Source organism: Marinithermus hydrothermalis DSM 14884 (assembly GCF_000195335.1).
Classification (GTDB): domain Bacteria; phylum Deinococcota; class Deinococci; order Deinococcales; family Marinithermaceae; genus Marinithermus; species Marinithermus hydrothermalis.
In genome coordinates, this window is the sequence record NC_015387.1 from 35,207 (window position 1) to 53,946 (window position 18,740).

15 protein-coding genes, 4 tRNA genes and 2 pseudogenes are annotated in these 18,740 nt (G+C 67.9%); 14 read left to right on the plus strand and 7 right to left on the minus strand.

The genetic code is table 11. The features are described from left to right. Nucleotides 1-9: 9 nt before the first annotated feature. From MARKY_RS11340 to MARKY_RS00195, 4 genes are all read right to left on the minus strand, one after another. Nucleotides 10-627: a LiaF domain-containing protein gene (locus tag MARKY_RS11340; protein ID WP_013702855.1), complete on the minus strand. Its 618-nt coding sequence runs from the start codon at nt 625-627 to the stop codon at nt 10-12. 92 nt (nt 628-719) lie between these two features. Continuing rightward, a protein-coding gene (prfB, locus tag MARKY_RS00185) for a peptide chain release factor 2 (protein WP_013702856.1) occupies nt 720-1,824 on the minus strand; the annotation gives its coding sequence in 2 pieces (ribosomal slippage) (nt 720-1,772 and nt 1,774-1,824; 1,104 coding nt in all). Between the two features lie 35 nt (nt 1,825-1,859). Next, nucleotides 1,860-2,081: a hypothetical protein gene (locus tag MARKY_RS00190; RefSeq protein ID WP_013702857.1), complete on the minus strand. Its 222-nt coding sequence runs from the start codon at nt 2,079-2,081 to the stop codon at nt 1,860-1,862. An 18-nt stretch (nt 2,082-2,099) separates the two neighbouring features. Next, on the minus strand, nt 2,100-3,725 hold the full coding sequence (locus MARKY_RS00195; protein WP_013702858.1) for a long-chain fatty acid--CoA ligase: 1,626 nt from the start codon (nt 3,723-3,725) through the stop codon (nt 2,100-2,102). Nucleotides 3,726-3,824: 99 nt separating this feature from the next. Here MARKY_RS00195 and MARKY_RS12160 point away from each other — a divergent pair, with 99 nt between their 5' ends. The 13 genes and pseudogenes from MARKY_RS12160 (at nt 3,825) to MARKY_RS00260 (ending at nt 13,719) form a co-directional block, all read left to right on the plus strand. Then, nucleotides 3,825-4,421 (plus strand): TetR/AcrR family transcriptional regulator, encoded by a 597-nt coding sequence (locus tag MARKY_RS12160; RefSeq protein WP_013702859.1) that lies wholly within the window; start codon nt 3,825-3,827, stop codon nt 4,419-4,421. After that, nucleotides 4,411-5,547 carry an acyl-CoA dehydrogenase family protein gene (locus MARKY_RS00205; RefSeq protein ID WP_013702860.1) on the plus strand — a complete coding sequence of 379 codons (1,137 nt, stop codon included), beginning with the start codon at nt 4,411-4,413 and terminating at the stop codon, nt 5,545-5,547. Before MARKY_RS12160 ends, MARKY_RS00205 begins: the two co-directional genes overlap by 11 nt. Beyond that, nucleotides 5,547-6,701 carry a thiolase family protein gene (locus tag MARKY_RS00210; RefSeq protein WP_013702861.1) on the plus strand — a complete coding sequence of 385 codons (1,155 nt, stop codon included), beginning with the start codon at nt 5,547-5,549 and terminating at the stop codon, nt 6,699-6,701. The genes MARKY_RS00205 and MARKY_RS00210 overlap by 1 nt, the downstream gene beginning before the upstream one ends. 10 nt (nt 6,702-6,711) lie before the next feature. Then, nucleotides 6,712-7,473 (plus strand): 3-hydroxyacyl-CoA dehydrogenase, encoded by a 762-nt coding sequence (locus tag MARKY_RS00215; RefSeq protein WP_013702862.1) that lies wholly within the window; start codon nt 6,712-6,714, stop codon nt 7,471-7,473. A 2-nt stretch (nt 7,474-7,475) separates the two neighbouring features. Continuing rightward, nucleotides 7,476-8,339 (plus strand): CoA transferase, encoded by an 864-nt coding sequence (locus tag MARKY_RS00220; protein ID WP_013702863.1) that lies wholly within the window; start codon nt 7,476-7,478, stop codon nt 8,337-8,339. Nucleotides 8,340-8,536: 197 nt separating this feature from the next. Beyond that, nucleotides 8,537-8,610, plus strand: a tRNA-Gln gene (locus MARKY_RS00225). A gap of 3 nt (nt 8,611-8,613) precedes the next feature. After that, a tRNA-Glu gene (locus MARKY_RS00230) sits at nt 8,614-8,688 on the plus strand. 22 nt (nt 8,689-8,710) lie between these two features. Then, nucleotides 8,711-8,786, plus strand: a tRNA-Glu gene (locus MARKY_RS00235). Nucleotides 8,787-8,909: 123 nt separating this feature from the next. Further along, nucleotides 8,910-9,893, plus strand: a complete 984-nt coding sequence (gene trxB / locus MARKY_RS00240) for a thioredoxin-disulfide reductase (protein ID WP_013702864.1) — start codon at nt 8,910-8,912, stop codon at nt 9,891-9,893. A gap of 131 nt (nt 9,894-10,024) precedes the next feature. After that, nucleotides 10,025-10,101: transfer RNA gene (locus MARKY_RS00245), tRNA-Val, on the plus strand. Between the two features lie 367 nt (nt 10,102-10,468). Beyond that, nucleotides 10,469-11,569, plus strand: coding sequence for a transposase (locus tag MARKY_RS00250; RefSeq protein WP_013702865.1), 1,101 nt, complete (start codon nt 10,469-10,471; stop codon nt 11,567-11,569). Nucleotides 11,570-11,760: 191 nt separating this feature from the next. After that, nucleotides 11,761-13,325 (plus strand): annotated as a pseudogene (locus MARKY_RS00255) (IS200/IS605 family accessory protein TnpB-related protein). A gap of 37 nt (nt 13,326-13,362) precedes the next feature. Further along, nucleotides 13,363-13,719 carry a winged helix-turn-helix domain-containing protein gene (locus MARKY_RS00260; RefSeq protein ID WP_052297133.1) on the plus strand — a complete coding sequence of 119 codons (357 nt, stop codon included), beginning with the start codon at nt 13,363-13,365 and terminating at the stop codon, nt 13,717-13,719. A gap of 72 nt (nt 13,720-13,791) precedes the next feature. Here MARKY_RS00260 and MARKY_RS00265 read toward each other — a convergent pair whose 3' ends face one another. The 3 genes from MARKY_RS00265 to MARKY_RS00275 form a co-directional block, all read right to left on the minus strand. Continuing rightward, nucleotides 13,792-14,358, minus strand: coding sequence for a hypothetical protein (locus MARKY_RS00265; protein WP_013702867.1), 567 nt, complete (start codon nt 14,356-14,358; stop codon nt 13,792-13,794). Nucleotides 14,359-14,656: 298 nt separating this feature from the next. Continuing rightward, entirely contained in the window at nt 14,657-16,504 is a 1,848-nt protein-coding gene (locus MARKY_RS00270; RefSeq protein ID WP_013702868.1) for a serine/threonine-protein kinase, read from the minus strand. Nucleotides 16,505-16,546: 42 nt separating this feature from the next. Next, complete coding sequence (locus MARKY_RS00275; protein ID WP_013702869.1) at nt 16,547-16,777, minus strand: hypothetical protein; 231 nt, start codon at nt 16,775-16,777, stop codon at nt 16,547-16,549. Between the two features lie 168 nt (nt 16,778-16,945). Between MARKY_RS00275 and MARKY_RS00280 the strand changes: the two are divergent. Beyond that, nucleotides 16,946-18,057 (plus strand): annotated as a pseudogene (locus tag MARKY_RS00280) (transposase). The last annotated feature ends 683 nt before the right edge of the window (nt 18,058-18,740 follow it).

Genomic DNA, 18,740 nt, shown 5'->3' on the forward strand with positions numbered 1-18,740 from the left:
TGGGGGGGGCTATGGGGTGGCGTCCAGGTCCTCCTCCGTGCGCGCCTCGCGCGAGGTGCGCGCCACCTCGATCGTGCCAAGAAGAACGAACCCTGGAAGGCGCAGCACGGGCGCGTCGGGGTCGGTCGGGGGCGGGGCGCCCACTGGCTGCACCTGCCCCAGTATGACTGGAGCCGTCACCTCCACGCGCCAGCCTGCCGGGATCATGAGGCGCACGGAGCCGCACACCACCGACACGTTCAGCACCGCTCGCTGCTCGGCGAGCCGCGCCTCGCGCAGATCGAGCACCGCCTTGCCACACACCGCCTGTACGTTTCCCCCTTTGAAGGCCGAGGCATGGCTTTTCAGCGCGGTCTTGGCGAAGGTCGCCGCGTGGTAGAGGTAGGGCTCGGCGCTGGACTCGACCGCCACCGGCTGGGCTGCGGTGTTGCCTTGGCCGACGCCTTGCGCGGGGGGCTCGGGGGAGAGTGGGACCGGCTCGCGGCGTTGGAGGAGGTAGATCCCGAGGAGGATCAGGGCGATGGGGAAGAAGAAGCTGAAGTCGAGCCACCCCAGATTATCCAGCAACAGCGCCGCGCCGAGGATGATCAACGCCCAACCCCACCCGTACGTGCTGGATCTGCGCATGCTTCCTCCTTACCCTCATACAAGTATATGCCCGGTCGCTCCAAACGCGCACCGTCCGGGCCGCGGCCCGAACGGTGCGGGGGCGCTTGGGGCTATTCTTCCTCGTCCGTATCCGCCGCGACCGCCTCGCGCCGGCCGGCCTTCCACTCGAGCCCCGCCCAGATGAAATCCTCGATGTCCCCGTCCAGGACGTTCTGCGGGTCGTGCCGCATCAGGCCGGTGCGGTGGTCCTTGACGTACTGCTTGTCCAGGACGTAACTGCGGATCTGGCTGCCCCACTCGATCGGCTTCACCTCGCCGCGCAGCTTCGCGAGCTCCTCCTGCTTCTTCTTCCACTCGAGCTGGAACAACCGGGACTTGAGGACCTTTAGGGCGATCTCCTTGTTCTTGTGCTGGCTGCGCGTGTTCTGGCAGGTCACGATGATCCCGGTGGGCAGGTGCACGATCCGCACCGCGCTGTCCGTGGTGTTCACGCCCTGGCCGCCGTGCCCTTGGCTGCGGAACACGTCGATGCGCAGGTCCTCGGGCTTGATCTCGACCTCCACGGTGTCGTCCACCTCGGGCATGACCTCCACCCCGGCGAACGAGGTGTGCCGCCGGCCCGAAGCGTCAAAGGGCGAGGGGCGGACCAGGCGGTGCACGCCGTTCTCCACCGAGAGGAGGCCGTACGCGTTCTCCCCGCGCACGATGATCTGCGCGTAATCGATCCCGGCCTCCGCGCCGGGCGTGACATCCACCACCTCCACGCTAAAGCCCAGCCGGTCCGCGAGCCGCCGGTACATACGCAAGAGCATCTCCGCCCAGTCGCAGGCCTCCGTCCCTCCCGCACCCGGCTGGATCGTGAGGATCGCGTTCTTCTCCGCGTGGGGGAAGGTCAGGAGCGTCTCGTGGTAGAGCGCCTCGAGCTTCTTCTGGGCCTCCTCGGCCTCCCCCGCGAGCGCCTCGCGCTCCTCCGGATCGAGCTCGTTCCACAGCTCCACGAGGCCCTCGAGGTCGGCCTCGAGGGTGCGGTAGGTCTCGACCGTGCGGCGGATCCGGGCGGCCTCCTGGCTGATGCGTCGGGCGCGCTCGGCGTCGTTCCAGAGGTTCGGGTCGTTCAGTTCGGCCTCGAGCTCGGCCAGGCGGCGTTCCTTGGCGGGGATGTCAAAGATACCCCCTTAGGGCGTCGAGTCGCGCTTCGAGCGCCTTCACGTCCATAACGTTCCCGATTCTACCATCAGGCCGCGGCCGGGTCAGCCCCGCGCCTTGCGGCCCAGGGGGTAGCCGGCCAACAGGCCCAGCGCGAGGAGCGCGATCCCTAGGGGGAAGGGGCGCACCGCGAGGCCCAGTAGGGCCCCGGCCAGGACCAGCCCCCAAAACACCCGCCCCCGCCCGCTCCGCGCGGCGAGGTAGCCGAGGAGGAAGGGGAGGAGCCAGAGGACGAGGCGGAGCAGGGCGAGGGCGGCGGGCGTCATGCCTTCATTATGCGGGGGTTAGGCCTCGGCTTCCTCCCACCGCCAGTCCTTGAACCGCTCGCGCAGCGCGGCTTTCAGGAATTTTCCGGTCGAGGTGCGCGGGATCTCGTCCACGAAGACGAAGGCGTCCGGCAGCCACCACTTGGCGAACTGGGGGGCGAGGAACTCCCTGAGGGCCTCGGGGGTGGCGTGCTGGCCTTCCTTGAGGACCACCACCGCCAGGGGGCGCTCGCCCCACTTGGGGTGCGGCACCGCGATCACCGCGGCTTCCGCCACGGCGGAGTGGGCCATGAGGGCGTTCTCGAGGTCCACCGAGCTGATCCACTCCCCGCCCGACTTGACCAGGTCCTTGGTGCGGTCCGTGATCTTCACGTACCCTTCGGGGTCGATCGTGGCCACGTCCCCGGTGCGGAACCAGCCGTCCTCGCTCCAGCTGTCGGCGGCGTCGGGGCGGTTGTAGTAGCCCGCCGCGACCCACGGCCCGCGCACCTGCAGCTCCCCCATGGTGCGGCCGTCCCAGGGGGCCTCGCCCGCGTCGTTCACCACGCGCACCTCGACGAGCGGCGCGGGCAGGCCCTGCTTGGCCCGGTAGGCGTACTGCGCGTCCTCCGGGAGGTCTTTGAGGTAGGACTTCAGTTGGCTGACGGTGCCCAAGGGGCTCAGCTCGGTCATGCCCCAGGCGTGGATGACCCGGAGGTTGAACCGGTCGAACGTCCGGATCATGCCCTCCGGCGCGGCCGACCCCCCCACGATCATGCGCATCCCCGGGGTGAGGTTCCAGCGGCCGGGGTGTTTCTCGAGGGCTTGGAGGATGCCCAGCCAGATCGTGGGCACGCCCGCGGTGACCGTGACCTGCTCCTTCTCGTACAGCTCGAGCAGGCTCTCCGGGTCCAGGTGCGGTCCGGGAAAGACCTGCTTCGCGCCGACCAGGGTCGCGGTGAAGGGCAGCCCCCAGGCGTTCACGTGAAACATCGGCACCACGGGGAGCAGGGTGTCCTGCTGGCTCAGGCCGAGCGCGTCAGGCAAGGCGGAGGCCAGGGAGTGCAGCACGATCGCGCGGTGCGAGTACAGCACGCCCTTGGGCCGGCCGGTGGTGCCGGAGGTGTAGCAGAGGCCGAGGGCTTCCTCCTCGTCGAGCTCGGGGTAGGTGAACGGCCCCTGCCCGCTCTCGAGGAAGGCCTCGTAGTCCAGGGTGCCCTCGGGGACGGGTTGGCCCGTGAGGGGCACCACGATGACGCGCTCCACGCGGATCTGGTCCTTCACCGCGTTCAAAAGGGGGAGGAGGATGTCGTCCACGATGAGGAACCGGTCCTCGGCGTGGTTGATGATGTAGGCCAGGTCCTTGGGGTGGAGCCGCAGGTTCAGCGTGTGCAGCACGCCCCCGGCCACGGGGACGCCGAAGTAGGCCTCGAGGTGGGCGTAGTGGTTCCACATCAGGGTGCCCACGCGGTCGCCTTTTTGGAGGCCAGCCTGTTGCAGGGCCTTCGCAAGGGCCCGGGCGCGGCGGTAGAAGTCCTGGTAGGTGTAGCGGTGGAGGGACTTGTCCGGTAGGCGCGAGACGATCTCGACCTTGCCGAAAAGCTGCCCCGCCCGCTCCAGAATGTGCGTCAGGGTAAGGGGAAACCGCATCATGTTCCCGTTCATGGCGTACCTCCCGAGCTTGGGTTGGTCCCATCTTACCGGGTGGAGCGAACGCTCGGTCAAGCCTTGACCTTGAGCGAGCGCTTGGTTGATACTGGGAGCATGCACCCCACACCAAGGGGGCGCCGGGCCGGGATCCTGGCCGCCGCCGCTCGGTTGTTTCGCACGCAGGGGTTCGAGCGCACCACGGTGCGCCAGATCGCCGACGCGGTTGGTCTCCAGTCCGGCAGCCTCTTCCACCACTTCAAAAGCAAGGAAGCGATCCTCCTCGCGGTCATGGAGGACGGGGTGCGCCAGGCCATCGCGGCCGCCGACCGGGCCCTCGCGGCCGCCGACACGCCCCCGGAACGCCTCCGGGCCCTGGTGCGGGCGCACCTCGAGACCCTCCTCGGCCCGGCGAAGGACGCGCTCGCGGTCCTCCTCTACGAGTGGCGCGCCTTGAGCCCCGAGGCCCGGGAGCGCCTGATCGCGCTGCGCGACGCGTACGAGGCCCGCTGGCAACAGGTTCTGGACGAACTCGCGCGCGAAGGCCGCGCCCCTCAGGACACCCGGTTGTACCGCCGCTACCTCCTGGGGGCGCTGAACTGGGCGCACGAGTGGTACCGCCCCAAGGGCGAGCTCAGCGTGGCCGTGCTCGCCGAGCGCTTTGCGGCCTTCGCCTTGGGCGAGGCGCCGAAAGGAGGCCGTGATGGAGTTTAGCCTCACCCCCGAACAACGCGCGATCCAGACCCTCGCCCAGCGCTTCGCCCGCGAGGTGATCGCCCCCCAGGCGGCGGCCCACGACCAAAACGGCCGGTTTCCCGCGGCCATCGTGGAGGAAGGGCGGCGGCTTGGGCTCGTGAACCTCCGCGTGCCCGAGGCCCACGGCGGCGGCGGCCTCGGTGTCCTCGAGGTCGTCCTGGTGGCGGAAGCGCTCGCGTGGGGGTGCGTGGGGATTGCCGCCGCGATGCTCCTCAACAACCTCGCGGCGGACGCCCTGCGCCTCGCGGGCACCCCGGCCCAGCAGCGCCGCTACTACGCCCGGCTCGCCGAGGGGTTCGCGGCCTACGCCCTGACCGAGCCCCATGCGGGCTCCGACGCCGCCGCGATCCGCACACGGGCCCGCCCCACCCCGGACGGGTACGTCCTCACCGGCCGCAAAACCTGGATCTCCAACGCCCCGGTCGCGGACTTCTTCGTGGTCTTCGCCAAGACCGACCCCGAGGCCGGCCACGCCGGGATCAGCGCCTTCCTCGTGGACCGCGAGCAACCCGGCGTGCGGGTCGGCCCTCCCCTCGCGAAGCTAGGGCAGCGGGCCGCCCCGGCCGCGGAGGTCGTCTTCGACGAGGTCTCCCTCTCCCGGGAGGCCCTCTTGGGCCGGGAGGGCGAGGGGTTCAAGCTCGCGATGCGCGTCTTCGACCATAGCCGCCCCATGGTCGCGGCCTTCGCGGTCGGCCTCGCCCAGCGCGCCCTGGACGAAGCCCTGCGCTACGCTACGCAGCGCACCGCGTTCGGCCAGCCCATCGCGCGCTTCCAGGGGGTGGGGTTCAAGCTCGCGGAGATGGGGATGCACACCCAGGCCGCGCGGCTCCTCACCTACCACGCCGCCTGGAAGGCCGACCAAGGCCAGCCCAACACCCTCGAGGCCGCGTACGCCAAGGCCTTCGCCGCGGACCACGCGATGCAAGCCGCCCTCGAAGCGGTCCAGATCCACGGCGGGTACGGGTACAGCCCCGAGTACCCCGTCGAGAAACTCATGCGCGACGCGAAACTCCTGCAGATCTACGAGGGCACCTCGGAGATCCAGCGCGTCATCATGACGCGCGAACTCGTGGGGAGGTTGTGATGGGCGAACCCGTGATCCTGGAGGCGGTACGCACCCCGATCGGCAAGCGGAACGGCGCCCTGCGCGAGGTGCGGCCGGACGCGCTTTATGCCCACGCCCTGAACGCCCTCGTGCGCCGCGCGGGCCTCGAGCCGCACCGGGTGGAGGACGTGATCACCGGGTGCGTGACCCAAGCCGGCGAGCAAGGCGCGAACGTGGGGCGGCTTGCGGTCCTGCTGTCCGACCTGCCCGAGACCGTTCCCGCCGTCACCCTCAACCGCATGTGCGGCTCGAGCCAGCAGGCCATCCACTTCGCCGCGCAGGCCGTCGCGGCGGGGGACGCCCGCTACGTGATCGCGGGCGGGGTGGAGAGCATGACGCGTGCCCCCATGTTCAGCGACATCGGCGGGGGGTTCGAGCGGTTGAACCCGGACCTGTTCGCCCGGTACGAGCTCGTGCACCAGGGCGAGTCCGCCGAACGCATCGCCCTGCGCTACGGCCTCACGCGCGAAGCGCTCGACGCCTACGGGTACGAAAGCCACCGGCGCGCCGCGGCGGCCACCCGGGCCGGCCACTACGCCCCCCAGCTCGTTCCCGTGGAGGGACTGGACGCCGAGGGGCGGCCCTTTCTCCTCGAGCACGACGAAGGCATCCGCTTCGCGCCGGACCTCGAGAAGATGCGCGCCCTCCCCCCGGCCTTCCGTCCGGACGGGAGGGTGACCGCGGGGAACTCGAGCCAGATCTCGGACGGCGCGGCGGCCGTCCTCATCGGGGACCGCGCGGTCGCCGAGGCCGACGGGTTCCGGCCCCGCGCGCGGTTTCGGAGCCGGGTGGTCGTGGCGGGGGACCCCACCCTGCAGCTCCTCGAGGTGATCCCCGCCACGCGCCGGGCCCTCGAGCGCGCGGGGTTGACCCTTGCGGACATCGACGTGATCGAGATCAACGAGGCCTTCGCCAGCGTAGTGCTGGCCTGGGCGGAAGCGGTGGGGGCGGACCTGGAGCGCGTCAACCCCGCCGGCGGCGCGATCGCGCACGGGCACCCCCTGGGCGCCACGGGCGCGGTCCTTATGACCAAGCTCGTGCACGCCCTCGAGCAACGGGATGGGCGGTTCGGGCTTCAGGTGATGTGCATCGGGCACGGGATGGCCACGGCCACCGTGATCGAACGCCTTTAGGGAGGACGGGATGGAGCTGCAAGGGAGGAGCGTACTCGTGACCGGCGGGGCCTCCGGGCTCGGGGCGGCCACCGCCCGGCGGATGGCGGCGTTGGGAGCGTTTGTGGTGATCGCGGACCTGGACCTCGAGGGCGAGGCCCTGGCCGCGGCGCTTGGAGGGAACGCGGCCTTCGTGCCAACCGACGTGACCGACCCCGAGGCGGTCGCGGCCGCGCTGCACCAAGCCCAAGCGCGCGCCCCCCTCGCCGTGCTCGTGAACTGCGCCGGCATCGCCCTCGCCGAGAAGATCCTGGGCCGGGAGGGGCCCCACGACCTCGAGGCCTTCGCCCGCGTGGTGCAGGTCAACCTCGTCGGGACCTTTAACGCGCTGCGCCTCGCGGCCTGGGCCATGAAGGACAACCCTCCGAACGCGGACGGGGAGCGCGGCGTCATCATAAATACCGCGTCCGTCGCGGCCTTCGAAGGCCAGGTCGGCCAGGCCGCCTACAGCGCCGCTAAGGGCGGCGTGGCCGCCTTGACCCTCCCCGCGGCCCGCGAGCTCGCGCGGCACGGGATCCGCGTCGTGACGATCGCGCCCGGCATCTTCGACACCCCCATGCTCCACGGTCTTCCCGAGCCCGCCCGGGCCGCCCTCGCTCAGCAGGTGCCCTTCCCCGCGCGGCTCGGTCGGCCGGAGGAGTACGCGGCGCTTGTGGCGCACATCGTGGAGAACCCCATGCTCAACGGCGCGGTGATCCGACTGGACGGTGCGCTCCGCCTGCCCCCGAGGTGAGCATGACCGCCCCCCTCCTCCTGGACCTCACCCGGCTCCTGCCCGGCCCCCTCGCGGCCAAGATCCTCGGCGCGATGGGGTGGCGTGTCCACCGCCTCCTCCCCCCCCAGGGGGACCCCCTAGCGCGCCTCGCGCCCAAGACCCACGCCTGGCTGAACGCCGAAAAGACCGAGGAGATCTGCGACCTCAAGCACCCCGCGGGCCGCGCGCGCCTCGCCGAGCTCGTGCGCGAAGCTACCGCCCTCATCGAGAACAACCGCCCCGGCGTGATGGAACGCCTCGGCGTCGGACCGGACGCGCTGTTGTCCATAAACCCCCGCCTCGTGTACGTGCGCCTCGCCGGCCATCCCGACCCCGCCCTTCGAGACGCGCCCGGCCACGACCTCACCTACCTCGCGGCCGCCGGCCTCCTCGAGCGCCTCGAGGCGGCCTGGCCCCACGCCCAGCTCGCGGACGTGACCGGCGCCCTCTGGGCGGCCCTCGCCGTCCTCGAGGGCGTACGCCGCGGGGGCGGGTTCTACCCGGTGCACCTCGAGATCGCCCCCCGGGTGTTCGCCTACCCCCCGATCCCGTACCTGGACGGGAGCGTGGTGTGCTACGGAGTGTACCCCGCCGCCCAAGGGCGGGTGGCCCTCGCCGCGCTCGAGCCGCACCTGTGGGCGCGGTTCTGCCAAGCGGCCGGGAAGGCGGCGTGGCGGGACGCGGCCTTCACCCCCGCGCGGCCGGAGAACCCGGTGTGGCTCGAGGTCATAGCCTGGTTCCGGGAGCGCCCGGCCGAGGCGTGGGAGGTGTGGGCCCAAAGGCACGCGCTGCCCCTCCGCGCGGTGCGGACGGGCGGAGTTCCTGGGGGGATCCGGCCCTGGTGAGGGCCGGGTGCGTGCCTCACGTGAAACACCCTGGGCGCGGCGTTGGGCGGGAGGCTTTTGTGGGGCCCGCCGGCCCCGGGTAAGGGCCGTGGGGGCAGTGGTCCCCAGGCATCTTGGGGGGGTGGCCGATAAGGGCTTGCCAAAGCGGGGCACTCGTTGTACCATAATGCCTGCCTGGCGGGAGCCAGGACCCCTGGTGGGGCGTCGTCTAATGGCAGGACAGCGGACTCTGGATCCGCCGGTCGTGGTTCGAGTCCACGCGCCCCAGCCAAGTGGCCCCTTCGACTAGCGGTTAGGTCACCGCCCTTTCAAGGCGGCGGCACGGGTTCGAGTCCCGTAGGGGTCACCACCAAAGGCCCGAGCCGCATCACGGCCCCATCGTCTAGTGGCCTAGGACGCCGCCCTCTCACGGCGGTAACGGGGGTTCGAATCCCCCTGGGGTCACCAGAGCGGCTCGGGCCATTCCTTTTCTTTGATCCCCACCCCCTTCCAATGTAATGAGCCATACGTCAATACCCCACGGGGGGTATATACTGTGGGCGGTTGTGCCGGAAGGCACGGGAGGCGCATATGGAGTTCAAGATCGGCGAACACGGCGGAACCAAACCCCAGGACGACGCTTACGACGTGGTCATCATCGGCGGGGGGCCGGCGGGCCTCACGGCCGGCATCTACACGGGCCGTGCGGAACTCAAGACCGTCATCATCGAAAAAGGCCTTCCCGGCGGGCAGATCGCCCAGACCGAGGAGGTCGAGAACTACCCCGGCTTCCCCGAAGGTATCTCCGGCCCCGAGCTCGCCCAGCGCATGGCCGAGCAAGCCCAAAAGTTCGGGGCGGAGATCGTCATGGACGAGGTCCAGGGCCTCGAGCGCACGGAGGACGGCTTCCTCGTGCGGGGGTTTGAGCGCACCTACCGCGCGAAGGCCGTCATCGTAGCGAGTGGCGCGAACCCCCGGAGGCTGGGTGTGCCCGGCGAGGACAAGTTCTACGGGCGCGGCGTCTCCACCTGCGCTACCTGCGATGGTTTCTTCTACAAAGGCAAGCGCGTCGTCGTCGTGGGCGGCGGGGACGCGGCGGTTGAGGAGGGCCTCTTCCTCACCAAGTTCGCCGAGAAGGTCACGATCATCCACCGGCGCGACGAGCTCCGCGCCAACAAGGTCGCTCAGGCCCGCGCCTTCAACAACCCCAAGATCGACTTCCTCTGGAGCCACGTCGTCACCGAGATCCTCGGCGAGGACCAGGTAACCGGCGTCAAGGTCAAGAACCTCAAGACCGGGGAAGAGTACGTCTACGAGACGGACGGGGTCTTCATCTTCATCGGGCACGAGCCCAACACCGCTTACCTCAAGGGGGTGCTCGAGCTTCGCCCCGACGGGTACATCAAGGTCACGGACGAGGTCTACACCTCCGTGCCGGGCGTCTTCGCCGCGGGGGACGTGGCGGACCCCATCTACCGCCAGCTCACCACGAGCGTCGGCGCGGGAACCCGCGCAGCGATGGTCGCGGAGCGCTACATCGCCGAGCAAGAAGAAACCGCTCAGACGCGCGCGTAAACCTAATGGTGCGGAGCCCCCCGCCCAGGGCGGGGGTGTTCTATTGCAAAGCCCGGGGGCGTATCGTATCCTGGATAAGCGGGAGTCTCGAGGCGGTCTGTGCCGTCAGGGACGCAAAAACTCCGCTGAAGGGGCGGTTAGCTCAGCTGGCTAGAGCACCTGCCTTACAAGCAGGGGGTCGGCGGTTCGAGTCCGTCACCGCCCACCACGTTGGGAAGCACCCCAGGTCGATCGACCTGGGGCGTTTTAATTGCATGGGGGTAGGGCCGGCACTTAAAGAAAGCAAGCCCCTAATGGGGATCTGAGGACATCCACCCGGACTAACAAGCATTGATTGCGAAAGTATCGCGAAATGGAATATAAAGTGGTGTACGGAATGCACAAACAGGGCACCGATTGTCAGGAGGGGTGCATGGACAAAAATGAGGTTAACGAAGCCTTTGAAATCCTTCTAGAGGAGATCGAAATGGTGACGAATAGTTTAACTCAAAACTTGCACTTATGCACCCTGGGGATACCTATGCGCCAGGACCACTTGAAAGGGGCCGCTGGTTTCCCGTCTGATGACGGGTGCCATGACCCAAGCGGCCCTGTCCCTACTTTGGACCCTCCTGGCCCTTTTGCCAAGCCCCCACCTCCAGGAATCCCTCAAGGCCCTGCTCTTGCTCCTCCTCCACGGCCACGGCAAGGCCAGACCCCAGCACAGCCAGGTCAAGTCCCCCTCCGCCCTCTCTCGCTTCCTCAACCGCTACCCCTGGCCCACCCGCGCTCTCATCCGCCTGGCAAGAAAAGAGGCCGAGAAAGCCCTGGACCGGGCCAGAAAGAAAAAAGGCCCCAAGCCCCGTCTCCTGGTGGTCCTGGACCTAGTCACTCTGGAGAAGCGGGGCCGTTTCCAGGCCCTGCCCCTCTCCTTTTTTCACGGCAAGTGGGGACTCCATCTGGTGGTCCTCTACCTCGTCTACGGAGACCTCCGCATCCCTTGGGCCTACCGCCTCTGGCGGGGCAAGGGGGAGAAGGCCCTCTCCCGCCTGGCCCTAAGCCTCCTGGCCTCTCTGCCCCCCTGGATGCGCCGGGCCTTCCGGATACGGGTGGCCGCGGATGCGGCCTTTGGCACCACCTGGTTCCTTTTCGGGGTGAAGCGGTTGGGTTTTGAAGCGGTGGTGGGGATGCGGCGGGACCGGAGGCTGCGGGAAGGGGGGAGGCTTGGGGACCTCAGGCGGCAGGGGAGCCGGGTCTACCTTTGGGGGCTTTCCTTCCCGGTCTGGGTGGCCTGGTACCGCTACCCCCTGCCCCAAGGGGGCTGGGAGTGGCGGTACGTGGTGGCCACCTTTCCCGCCACGCCCCGGACGGCGCTCACTTGGGGAAAGAGGCGGTTTGCCATAGAGCACTTCTTCCGCGCCGCGAAAAGCGAGTTCTCCCTGGGGCAGTTTGGGCAGCGGACGGCTTTGGGGGTGCACCGTTTTCTGGTGCTTTCCCTTCTGGCCTACCTGTTGGCCCACTGGGTGGGCATGGAGGGGGAAGGAAGCTGGCGGGAGGCCAGGGAGCGGGCGGCGCGGGTTCTCTTGCCTGAGCTCGTGGTGCAGGTCGCCCTGCGGGAGCTCTATGCCCTGGGTCTCTGGCCGCCGGGGGGAGGGGGTGAAGGTTTATGCGGGATATGCGGGAGGTGCAAGTTTTGAGTTAAATGAGTCGGGTGCCGAAGCGTTTCGCCAGAAAGACGATGAAAAGGCGAGTAAAATCCTCGAGGAAGCAACTCAGCTGGAGGAGTTTCGGGAAAAAGTCCGTCGTCTTCAGGAGGTTCAAACAGTTGGAAAATAGCCGCTAACAGGCTACACTAACGCTCAAGTGAAGCCTCTTCTCAGGAGGTTTCATGCGGGGGAAAAGGAAGCCCTCCAATAAAGAGGCGTTCTACGTGGGCGTCCAGGCCAAGCTCGTCTTCCTTTCCCAAGAGGACAAGCGGGCGGTCCTGGACCTCATGCGTAGGTTTTCTTCCGCCGTGCGCTTCGCCTACAACCGGCTTCTGGAGGGGAAGCCCCGCGAGGAACTCAAGCGGCGGGATGGGCCCCTCTGCACCCTCTTCGGCCTCAACACCCGCTACGCTGACGACGCCGTCCTGAAGGCGCAAGGCGTCCTGGACTCCGCCCGGGAGCTTGGGGTGAACCCCAAGAAGGTGGTCTTCGGCGGGAGGCGGCTTTTTCTCTCCCTCTCCAACAGGCACAGCCTCAAGCTCCTCGGGCAGAGGAAACGGAAGTGGAGGGAGAAGCGGCAAGGGCTTCTGTACTCCCGGGGGACAAGACAAAGGGCGGAAACCTCAACCTGCGGCTCGTGGTCAGGGACGGGGCCCTGTGGCTCTGGATCAACCTCGGGAACGGCCCCCACGTCAAGGCCCTGGTGAAGACCTCCCACCCCGACCTGGGGAAGCTCCTTGAGAGGATCTATGCTTCCGAGGCCTACAACGTGGAGCTGAGGCTTAGGGACGGGGGAGTCTACGCTCACATCACCTGGGAAGAAGCCTTGCCACCTTTGGCGGCCACCAAGGAGAAGGGCGTACTCGCCCTGGACGTGAACGCCGATCCCTACCACCTCGCCCTGGCCCTGGTGCGTCCCGACGGAAACCTGAGGCACCGCTTTACGATCTCCCTGGAAGGGGTGGACCGGGCTCCCAACCGTGGGGCCAAGGAGATCCTCCTCTGGAGGGTGGCCCACGAGGTAGCGGATTTCGCCTTAGCTAACGGTGTCGCCATCGCCACGGAACGCCTCAAGTACCTGCGCAAGTCCCGGAGGGGCGACGGTTCTGGGCGTTTCTTCCGCGGGAAGCAGCACCGCTTCGCGTACGCTTCCCTCCTGCGGAAGATCCACGCTTTGGCGAAGAAAAAAGGCGTGGAGGCCATCCAGGTGAACCCCGCCGACACCTCCATCATCGGGATGCTGAAGTACGCCCCTTTGCTTTCCCTCTCCAAGGACGCGGCGGCCGCCTACGTGATCGGGCGGAGGGCTCTCGGTTTTAAGGAAGAACTCCCTAAGGCCTACGAGAAGCTTCTTCAGGACGAGGTTTTCCAAGAGCAGGCCAAGGCCTTTTACGAAAAGCTACGCCGAGACCTTCAAGCGCGGAGGAAGCATGAGAAGAATCCTTACCTGAGAAATCGCCTCACGAGGGAGATCGGAAAGGCAAAGCGAGCTTTGGAGCTTCTGTCAAGCCCGCGAGGCGAGCCGGGGAGCCGCAAGAAGTCAACCGAGGGAAGGAACTTCTACGGCGTTAATCCCTGGCGAGTCTTGCGGGTAGGCCTCTTTCTTCCCCTCCTTGGGCGAGAGGTGCCGGGAGATCTCTCGCCTCTCAAGCCCGTCCTTGCCCAAGGACCGTGGGAGAGGGGGAAGATCGGCCTAGGTCCTCATCCTGGTGGAGGGCCGGAGTGCGCTAATGTGCGCTCCGCTTGACCAGGAGTGGCAAGCCCTATTCTCACGTCAGGTTGGGGTGGGGAAGAAGCCCTCCAAGCGCAAGACGCGTGACCGGCTTTCTCGTGGGTTGCGTACGCCAGAGAACGCCTTCCGCCAACCGATCCTCGAGGCCCTCGTGGAATTGGGGGGGAGCGCACCTGTCAACGATGTGCTGGAGCGCGTGCAGCAAAAGATGGCGCATGTCCTCAATGAGTATGACTACCAGCCGCTGCCCTCGGATCCGCGGTCGGCGCGTTGGCGCAATACGGCCCAGTGGTGCCGGAATGCCTTGGTCCGGGAAGGCCTGATGAAGTCCGATTCTCCCTACGGGATCTGGGAGATCTCAGAACAGGGCAGGGAAGCCCTGCGTTTGGCTAAGAATGAGGCCCCGTAAAAGGGGTTTTCTAAAACTCGCGTGTGAGAGAGCCGAGGCCCGGCGAGAACCGCCGGGCCTCCTAGGAAGCGCCTACGGGCGGTGCGGGGCTGGCGGTTCCGGGGGCTCGGGGCGCGTAGGGTGGTCCTCCTCCGAGCCCGGGGTGTCCTCCTCCTCCGGTTCGGGGTGGCCGCGCCTGGCGACCGCTTCGGTCGCCTCAGCGTTCCCCCGGCTCGAGGCCTCGACCGCCCGCGCGAGGGCCTCCTGGGCTTCGGGAGGCACCCGGTTCAGGAGGGCCTCGAGGACCTCCAGGTGGCGGCGTGTGGCCTCGTCCACGATCGCGACCACCTCCTCGCTACGGGAACCGGCGGCCTCCAGGGCCTCGGCCGCCCGCGCGAGGGCCGCCTGGTAGGTCTCCAGGTCGGGGTGTGCCGCCTCCAGCTCGGCCAGGACCTCGCTCGCGTAGTACAGCCAGAGCAGCCCCCGCTGGAGGGGGTCCTGGACGTGCTCGATACGTTCGGGGGTGGGGGCTTCGAGGTACGCGGCCGGCAGGTACTGGGCGAGGGCCGCGCGCACCTCGGCGAGCGGGTCGTGCGCGGCCAGGCCGAACGAAACGGCCAGTACGGCTAGGGTAGCTGCGAGCCACTTGGGTTTCGGCATTGCGCTCACCTCCAGCTTCGAGGGTAGGACCTCGAGGTAAACGCGGAGTTAATCGAGGGGGGAACCGCGGATCATTCGAGGTGTGGTTGCCTCGTTCGGAGCATTGATATTAAATGGAAGTGCTCTAGAATCAAATCGATAAAATGATTGCGTCCCCGCGAAGAAGAGGGCAGGATGAGGCGGCCGCTTGCTTTGGGTTTTCCCCTGCAACCAACCGCTTCTTCGCTCTCAGAGAGGGGCGGCGTGGAGAGTGGCCTTGGCGCTCCTGTTGCTGTGCACGCGCTGGGGACGGGGAGCGTTACCCCTCGCGGAACACGTAGAGCGTCCCCGACAGGTCCGCCACGTAAAGGGCGTCCCGGTAGGGGAAGGGCGCGGCCTGGATGGGGCCCATCCCCTCGGCCTGCCAAACCACCTCGCCGGTAGCGGCGCGAAAGGCGATGAGGCGGCCGTCCTCCGTGGCGGCGTACAGGTGATTCTGCGCGAGGGAGAGGCTCGCGGTCAGGCGGCCGAGCTCCGCGCGCCACACCTCGTCCCCGGTGCGGAGGTCCAGGGCGTACAGGACGCCGCTCCACCCGCCGACGTAGACCCGGCCGTGCCCGACGGCGGGGCTGCCCCAGAGCTCGCCCTCCACGTCGTACGTCCAGAGCACCTCGCGCCGGAGGGGATCGAACCCGTGCACCTCACCGGCCCAGGTGGGGAGGATGAGCACCCCGTCCGCGGCGGGCAGGTGCGCGTGAATGGGGCCGGTTTCGACCTTGTAGCGCAACTGGCCCGTGGGGGGGTCCAGGGCGTACATCCAGCCGTTCTCGCTCGCTATGAAGAGCAAGCCGCGGTACAGGGTGGGGCCGGCGGTAAGGTGCCCGCCGGCCTCAAAGGCCCAGCGCACCGCACCCTGGAGGTCCAGGGCGTACAGGTGGCCGTCGCGGCTGGGCACGTAGGTGAGGCCCGCAGCCGAAAGGGGGCTGGCGGTGATCTCGGCGCGGGTCTCGTAAGCGTGGTGTTCCGCGCGGCGCTCGGGGTCCCACACGCGGAAAGCGCCGTCCCAAGAAGCGTACGCTACGCGATCCGGGGCGAGCAGGGCAGGGGCGGTGACCTCGTCCTTGGCGGGCAGGCGGGCCTCGAGGCGCAGGGGATGGGTGCGGATCAGGAGGAGTTCGTGGGCGCTGGTGCCGAGGGCTAGGATGCCTTCGTGCGCGACGGGTTCGGCAGGCCAGGCGACCTCACCGCCAAGCTTGAGGCTGCCCGCGAGTTGGAGCCGCTCGGGGTCCGGGGGGCCGTCGGGGTAGTGCCCGCTGCGGTTCGCGCCGGCGCGGGCCGTTCCGTAGAGTTCTTCCTTGAGGGTTTGGATGATCCGGGCGAGCTGAGCGTGCGCGAGGGCGGCGTTGGCGGGGCGTTCCGTGGGGGTTTTGGCGAGCAGCCGGGTCACGAAGCGCGCGAGGGCGTCGGGAATCGCGGGGTTCTGGGCTTGTGGGGGAGGGGGGGGTTCGTAGACGTGCTGGTAAAGGATCGCTTGGTCGTTTTCGCCCTCGAAGGGAGGGCGTCCGGTGAGGGTGCGGTAGAGGACCGCGCCGAAGCTGTACAGGTCGGCCTGGGGGGTGAGGGGTGCGCCTTTGGCTTGCTCCGGGGCCATGTACTGGGGGGTGCCGAGGGTGTAGCCGGTGCGGGTGAAGTGCCGCGTGGCGTCGGTCAGGTAGGCGAGGCCGAAGTCCATGACTTTGGGGTGGCCTTCCCGGGTGGTGAGGATGTTGCGGGGGGTGAGGTCGCGGTGGATGACCCCCTGGCCGTGCAGGTACTCGAGGGCCTCGAGGACGCGGAGGGCGGCCTCGAGGAGGCGGAGGCCTTCGGGGCCGTGCTCGTAGGGGCCGAGTCGGTCGAAGCTGCCGCCTTCGACGAGCTCCATCACGAAGAAGGTGCGGCCTTCCTCTTCGCCGAGGTCGTAGATGTGGACGACGCCGGGATGGTTGAGGCGGGAGAGGGCTTGGATTTCGCGGGCGAAGCGCTGGCGTTCGGCGGGGTGTACGTGGGGGTAGAGAAGCTTGACGGCGACGTCGCGGTCTACGCGGTCGTCGTGGGCCTTCCAGACCTCGGCCATTCCCCCTTCACCGAGGGGCTCGAGGAGACGGTACCGACCGGCAAGCCGCTTCACGGCCCAATTGTACCGGATGCAGCTTGGGCCGTTCGGCGGGGATTAGGCCTCTTGCTCCTCGTGCTCTTCTTCCGCGAGGGTCTTGAGGAGCTCGGCGAGGTCCGCTTTGCCTTCCTCGATCTCCCGGGCGATCTTCTGGATGGCGAGGCGCACGACTTCGGACTTCGAAACCAGGCGCTCGGGGCTGGAGAGCTCGTAGGCGGCTTTGGTGAGTAGCGCGTCCTGGTCCTCGCTGATGACCACCTGAAGTCGTTTTTTCTCTTTCTTGGGCATACCTCCCCCGCAGTACTCTTCATTGTAGCACCTCACGGTAATGATTGACAATGATGTAGTGGTAGGGACTCATGTAAAAAAGTCGGTTGACTCAAAACTTGCACTTATGCACCCTGGGGATACCTATGCGCCAGGACCACTTGAAAGGGGCCGCTGGTTTCCCGTCTGATGACGGGTGCCATGACCCAAGCGGCCCTGTCCCTACTTTGGACCCTCCTGGCCCTTTTGCCAAGCCCCCACCTCCAGGAATCCCTCAAGGCCCTGCTCTTGCTCCTCCTCCACGGCCACGGCAAGGCCAGACCCCAGCACAGCCAGGTCAAGTCCCCCTCCGCCCTCTCTCGCTTCCTCAACCGCTACCCCTGGCCCACCCGCGCTCTCATCCGCCTGGCAAGAAAAGAGGCCGAGAAAGCCCTGGACCGGGCCAGAAAGAAAAAAGGCCCCAAGCCCCGTCTCCTGGTGGTCCTGGACCTAGTCACTCTGGAGAAGCGGGGCCGTTTCCAGGCCCTGCCCCTCTCCTTTTTCACGGCAAGTGGGGACTCCATCTGGTGGTCCTCTACCTCGTCTACGGAGACCTCCGCATCCCTTGGGCCTACCGCCTCTGGCGGGGCAAGGGGGAGAAGGCCCTCTCCCGCCTGGCCCTAAGCCTCCTGGCCTCTCTGCCCCCCTGGATGCGCCGGGCCTTCCGGATACGGGTGGCCGCGGATGCGGCCTTTGGCACCACCCGGTTCCTTTTCGGGGTGAAGCGGTTGGGTTTTGAAGCGGTGGTGGGGATGCGGCGGGACCGGAGGCTGCGGGAAGGGGGGAGGCTTGGGGGACCTCAGGCGGCAGGGGGAGCCGGGTCTACCTTTGGGGGCTTTCCTTCCCGGTCTGGGTGGCCTGGTACCGCTACCCCCTGCCCCAAGGGGGCTGGGAGTGGCGGTACGTGGTGGCCACCTTTCCCGCCACGCCCCGGACGGCGCTCACTTGGGGAAAGAGGCGGTTTGCCATAGAGCACTTCTTCCGCGCCGCGAAAAGCGAGTTCTCCCTGGGGCAGTTTGGGCAGCGGACGGCTTTGGGGGTGCACCGTTTTCTGGTGCTTTCCCTTCTGGCCTACCTGTTGGCCCACTGGGTGGGCATGGAGGGGAAGGAAGCTGGCGGGAGGCCAGGGAGCGGGCGGCGCGGGTTCTCTTGCCTGAGCTCGTGGTGCAGGTCGCCCTGCGGGAGCTCTATGCCCTGGGTCTCTGGCCGCCGGGGGAGGGGGTGAAGGTTTATGCGGGATATGCGGGAGGTGCAAGTTTTGAGTTGACCCTTTTATCCTCCCCACCAGGGGCCTCCACCAGCACTCTGGGGAAAGAGTTCCCGTAAGCCTTTCCCAGGGGCTCTTTTCCCCAATCCGCCGATGCCGCATCCGGTAAAGCCCCACCATCAACCAGGATTCCCCCACCTCCAGGCTCCGCAACACCCTCCGCCTGCGCCGCCGCCACAATCGCCCATGCCCTACCTCCGCCACGTTGTTTGTCCAAGGAGGCGGTACCTCGGCCCCCCAAGCCTCCTGCAACCCCTCCCAAGCCCCGCACCCAGCCCTCCAAGGCCTTACCCCACCGGGGCAGAAGCTCCTTCCAAAAGAACGCCTCCCTCTCCCCAGGCCCAAGCCCCCGCAGCACCCTCAGACCCTCCCGTATCTCCCCCCACGCCTTCCGGTCCACCTTGGCCCGTACCTCCCGCATCAGGTGGAAAGCGCACCGGGCCCCAAAGCAGCCTCCGCCCCCAACCAGCCCAACGCCTCCCCTACCTCCTGCGCCCCGTCCGAAACCACCCCCAGCCTTGGAGGTAACCTCCAAAGGAGCTCCCGCACCCGCTCGTAACGCCGCCGATGGCCAAGGTCTCCCCACAGCGGGCAACCCGTCCAAGCCTCAAAGTAAAGGTACCCGTACCCCTTGGGGCCCCGGCCAAAGGCCCATTCATCCACACTCCCCCAGTACAC

What these genes read in the sequence shown, in the direction of transcription:
- MARKY_RS00195 (WP_013702858.1), bottom strand. Translation starts at nt 3,725, where the DNA reads ATGAACGGGAACATGATGCGGTTTCCCCTTACCCTGACGCACATTCTG.
- MARKY_RS00210 (WP_013702861.1), top strand. Translation starts at nt 5,547, where the DNA reads ATGGGCGAACCCGTGATCCTGGAGGCGGTACGCACCCCGATCGGCAAG.
- MARKY_RS00275 (WP_013702869.1), bottom strand. Translation starts at nt 16,777, where the DNA reads ATGCCCAAGAAAGAGAAAAAACGACTTCAGGTGGTCATCAGCGAGGAC.
- MARKY_RS00215 (WP_013702862.1), top strand. Translation starts at nt 6,712, where the DNA reads ATGGAGCTGCAAGGGAGGAGCGTACTCGTGACCGGCGGGGCCTCCGGG.
- MARKY_RS12160 (WP_013702859.1), top strand. Translation starts at nt 3,825, where the DNA reads ATGCACCCCACACCAAGGGGGCGCCGGGCCGGGATCCTGGCCGCCGCC.
- MARKY_RS00250 (WP_013702865.1), top strand. Translation starts at nt 10,469, where the DNA reads ATGACCCAAGCGGCCCTGTCCCTACTTTGGACCCTCCTGGCCCTTTTG.
- MARKY_RS00190 (WP_013702857.1), bottom strand. Translation starts at nt 2,081, where the DNA reads ATGACGCCCGCCGCCCTCGCCCTGCTCCGCCTCGTCCTCTGGCTCCTC.
- MARKY_RS00220 (WP_013702863.1), top strand. Translation starts at nt 7,476, where the DNA reads ATGACCGCCCCCCTCCTCCTGGACCTCACCCGGCTCCTGCCCGGCCCC.
- MARKY_RS00265 (WP_013702867.1), bottom strand. Translation starts at nt 14,358, where the DNA reads ATGCCGAAACCCAAGTGGCTCGCAGCTACCCTAGCCGTACTGGCCGTT.
- MARKY_RS11340 (WP_013702855.1), bottom strand. Translation starts at nt 627, where the DNA reads ATGCGCAGATCCAGCACGTACGGGTGGGGTTGGGCGTTGATCATCCTC.
- MARKY_RS00205 (WP_013702860.1), top strand. Translation starts at nt 4,411, where the DNA reads ATGGAGTTTAGCCTCACCCCCGAACAACGCGCGATCCAGACCCTCGCC.
- trxB (WP_013702864.1), top strand. Translation starts at nt 8,910, where the DNA reads ATGGAGTTCAAGATCGGCGAACACGGCGGAACCAAACCCCAGGACGAC.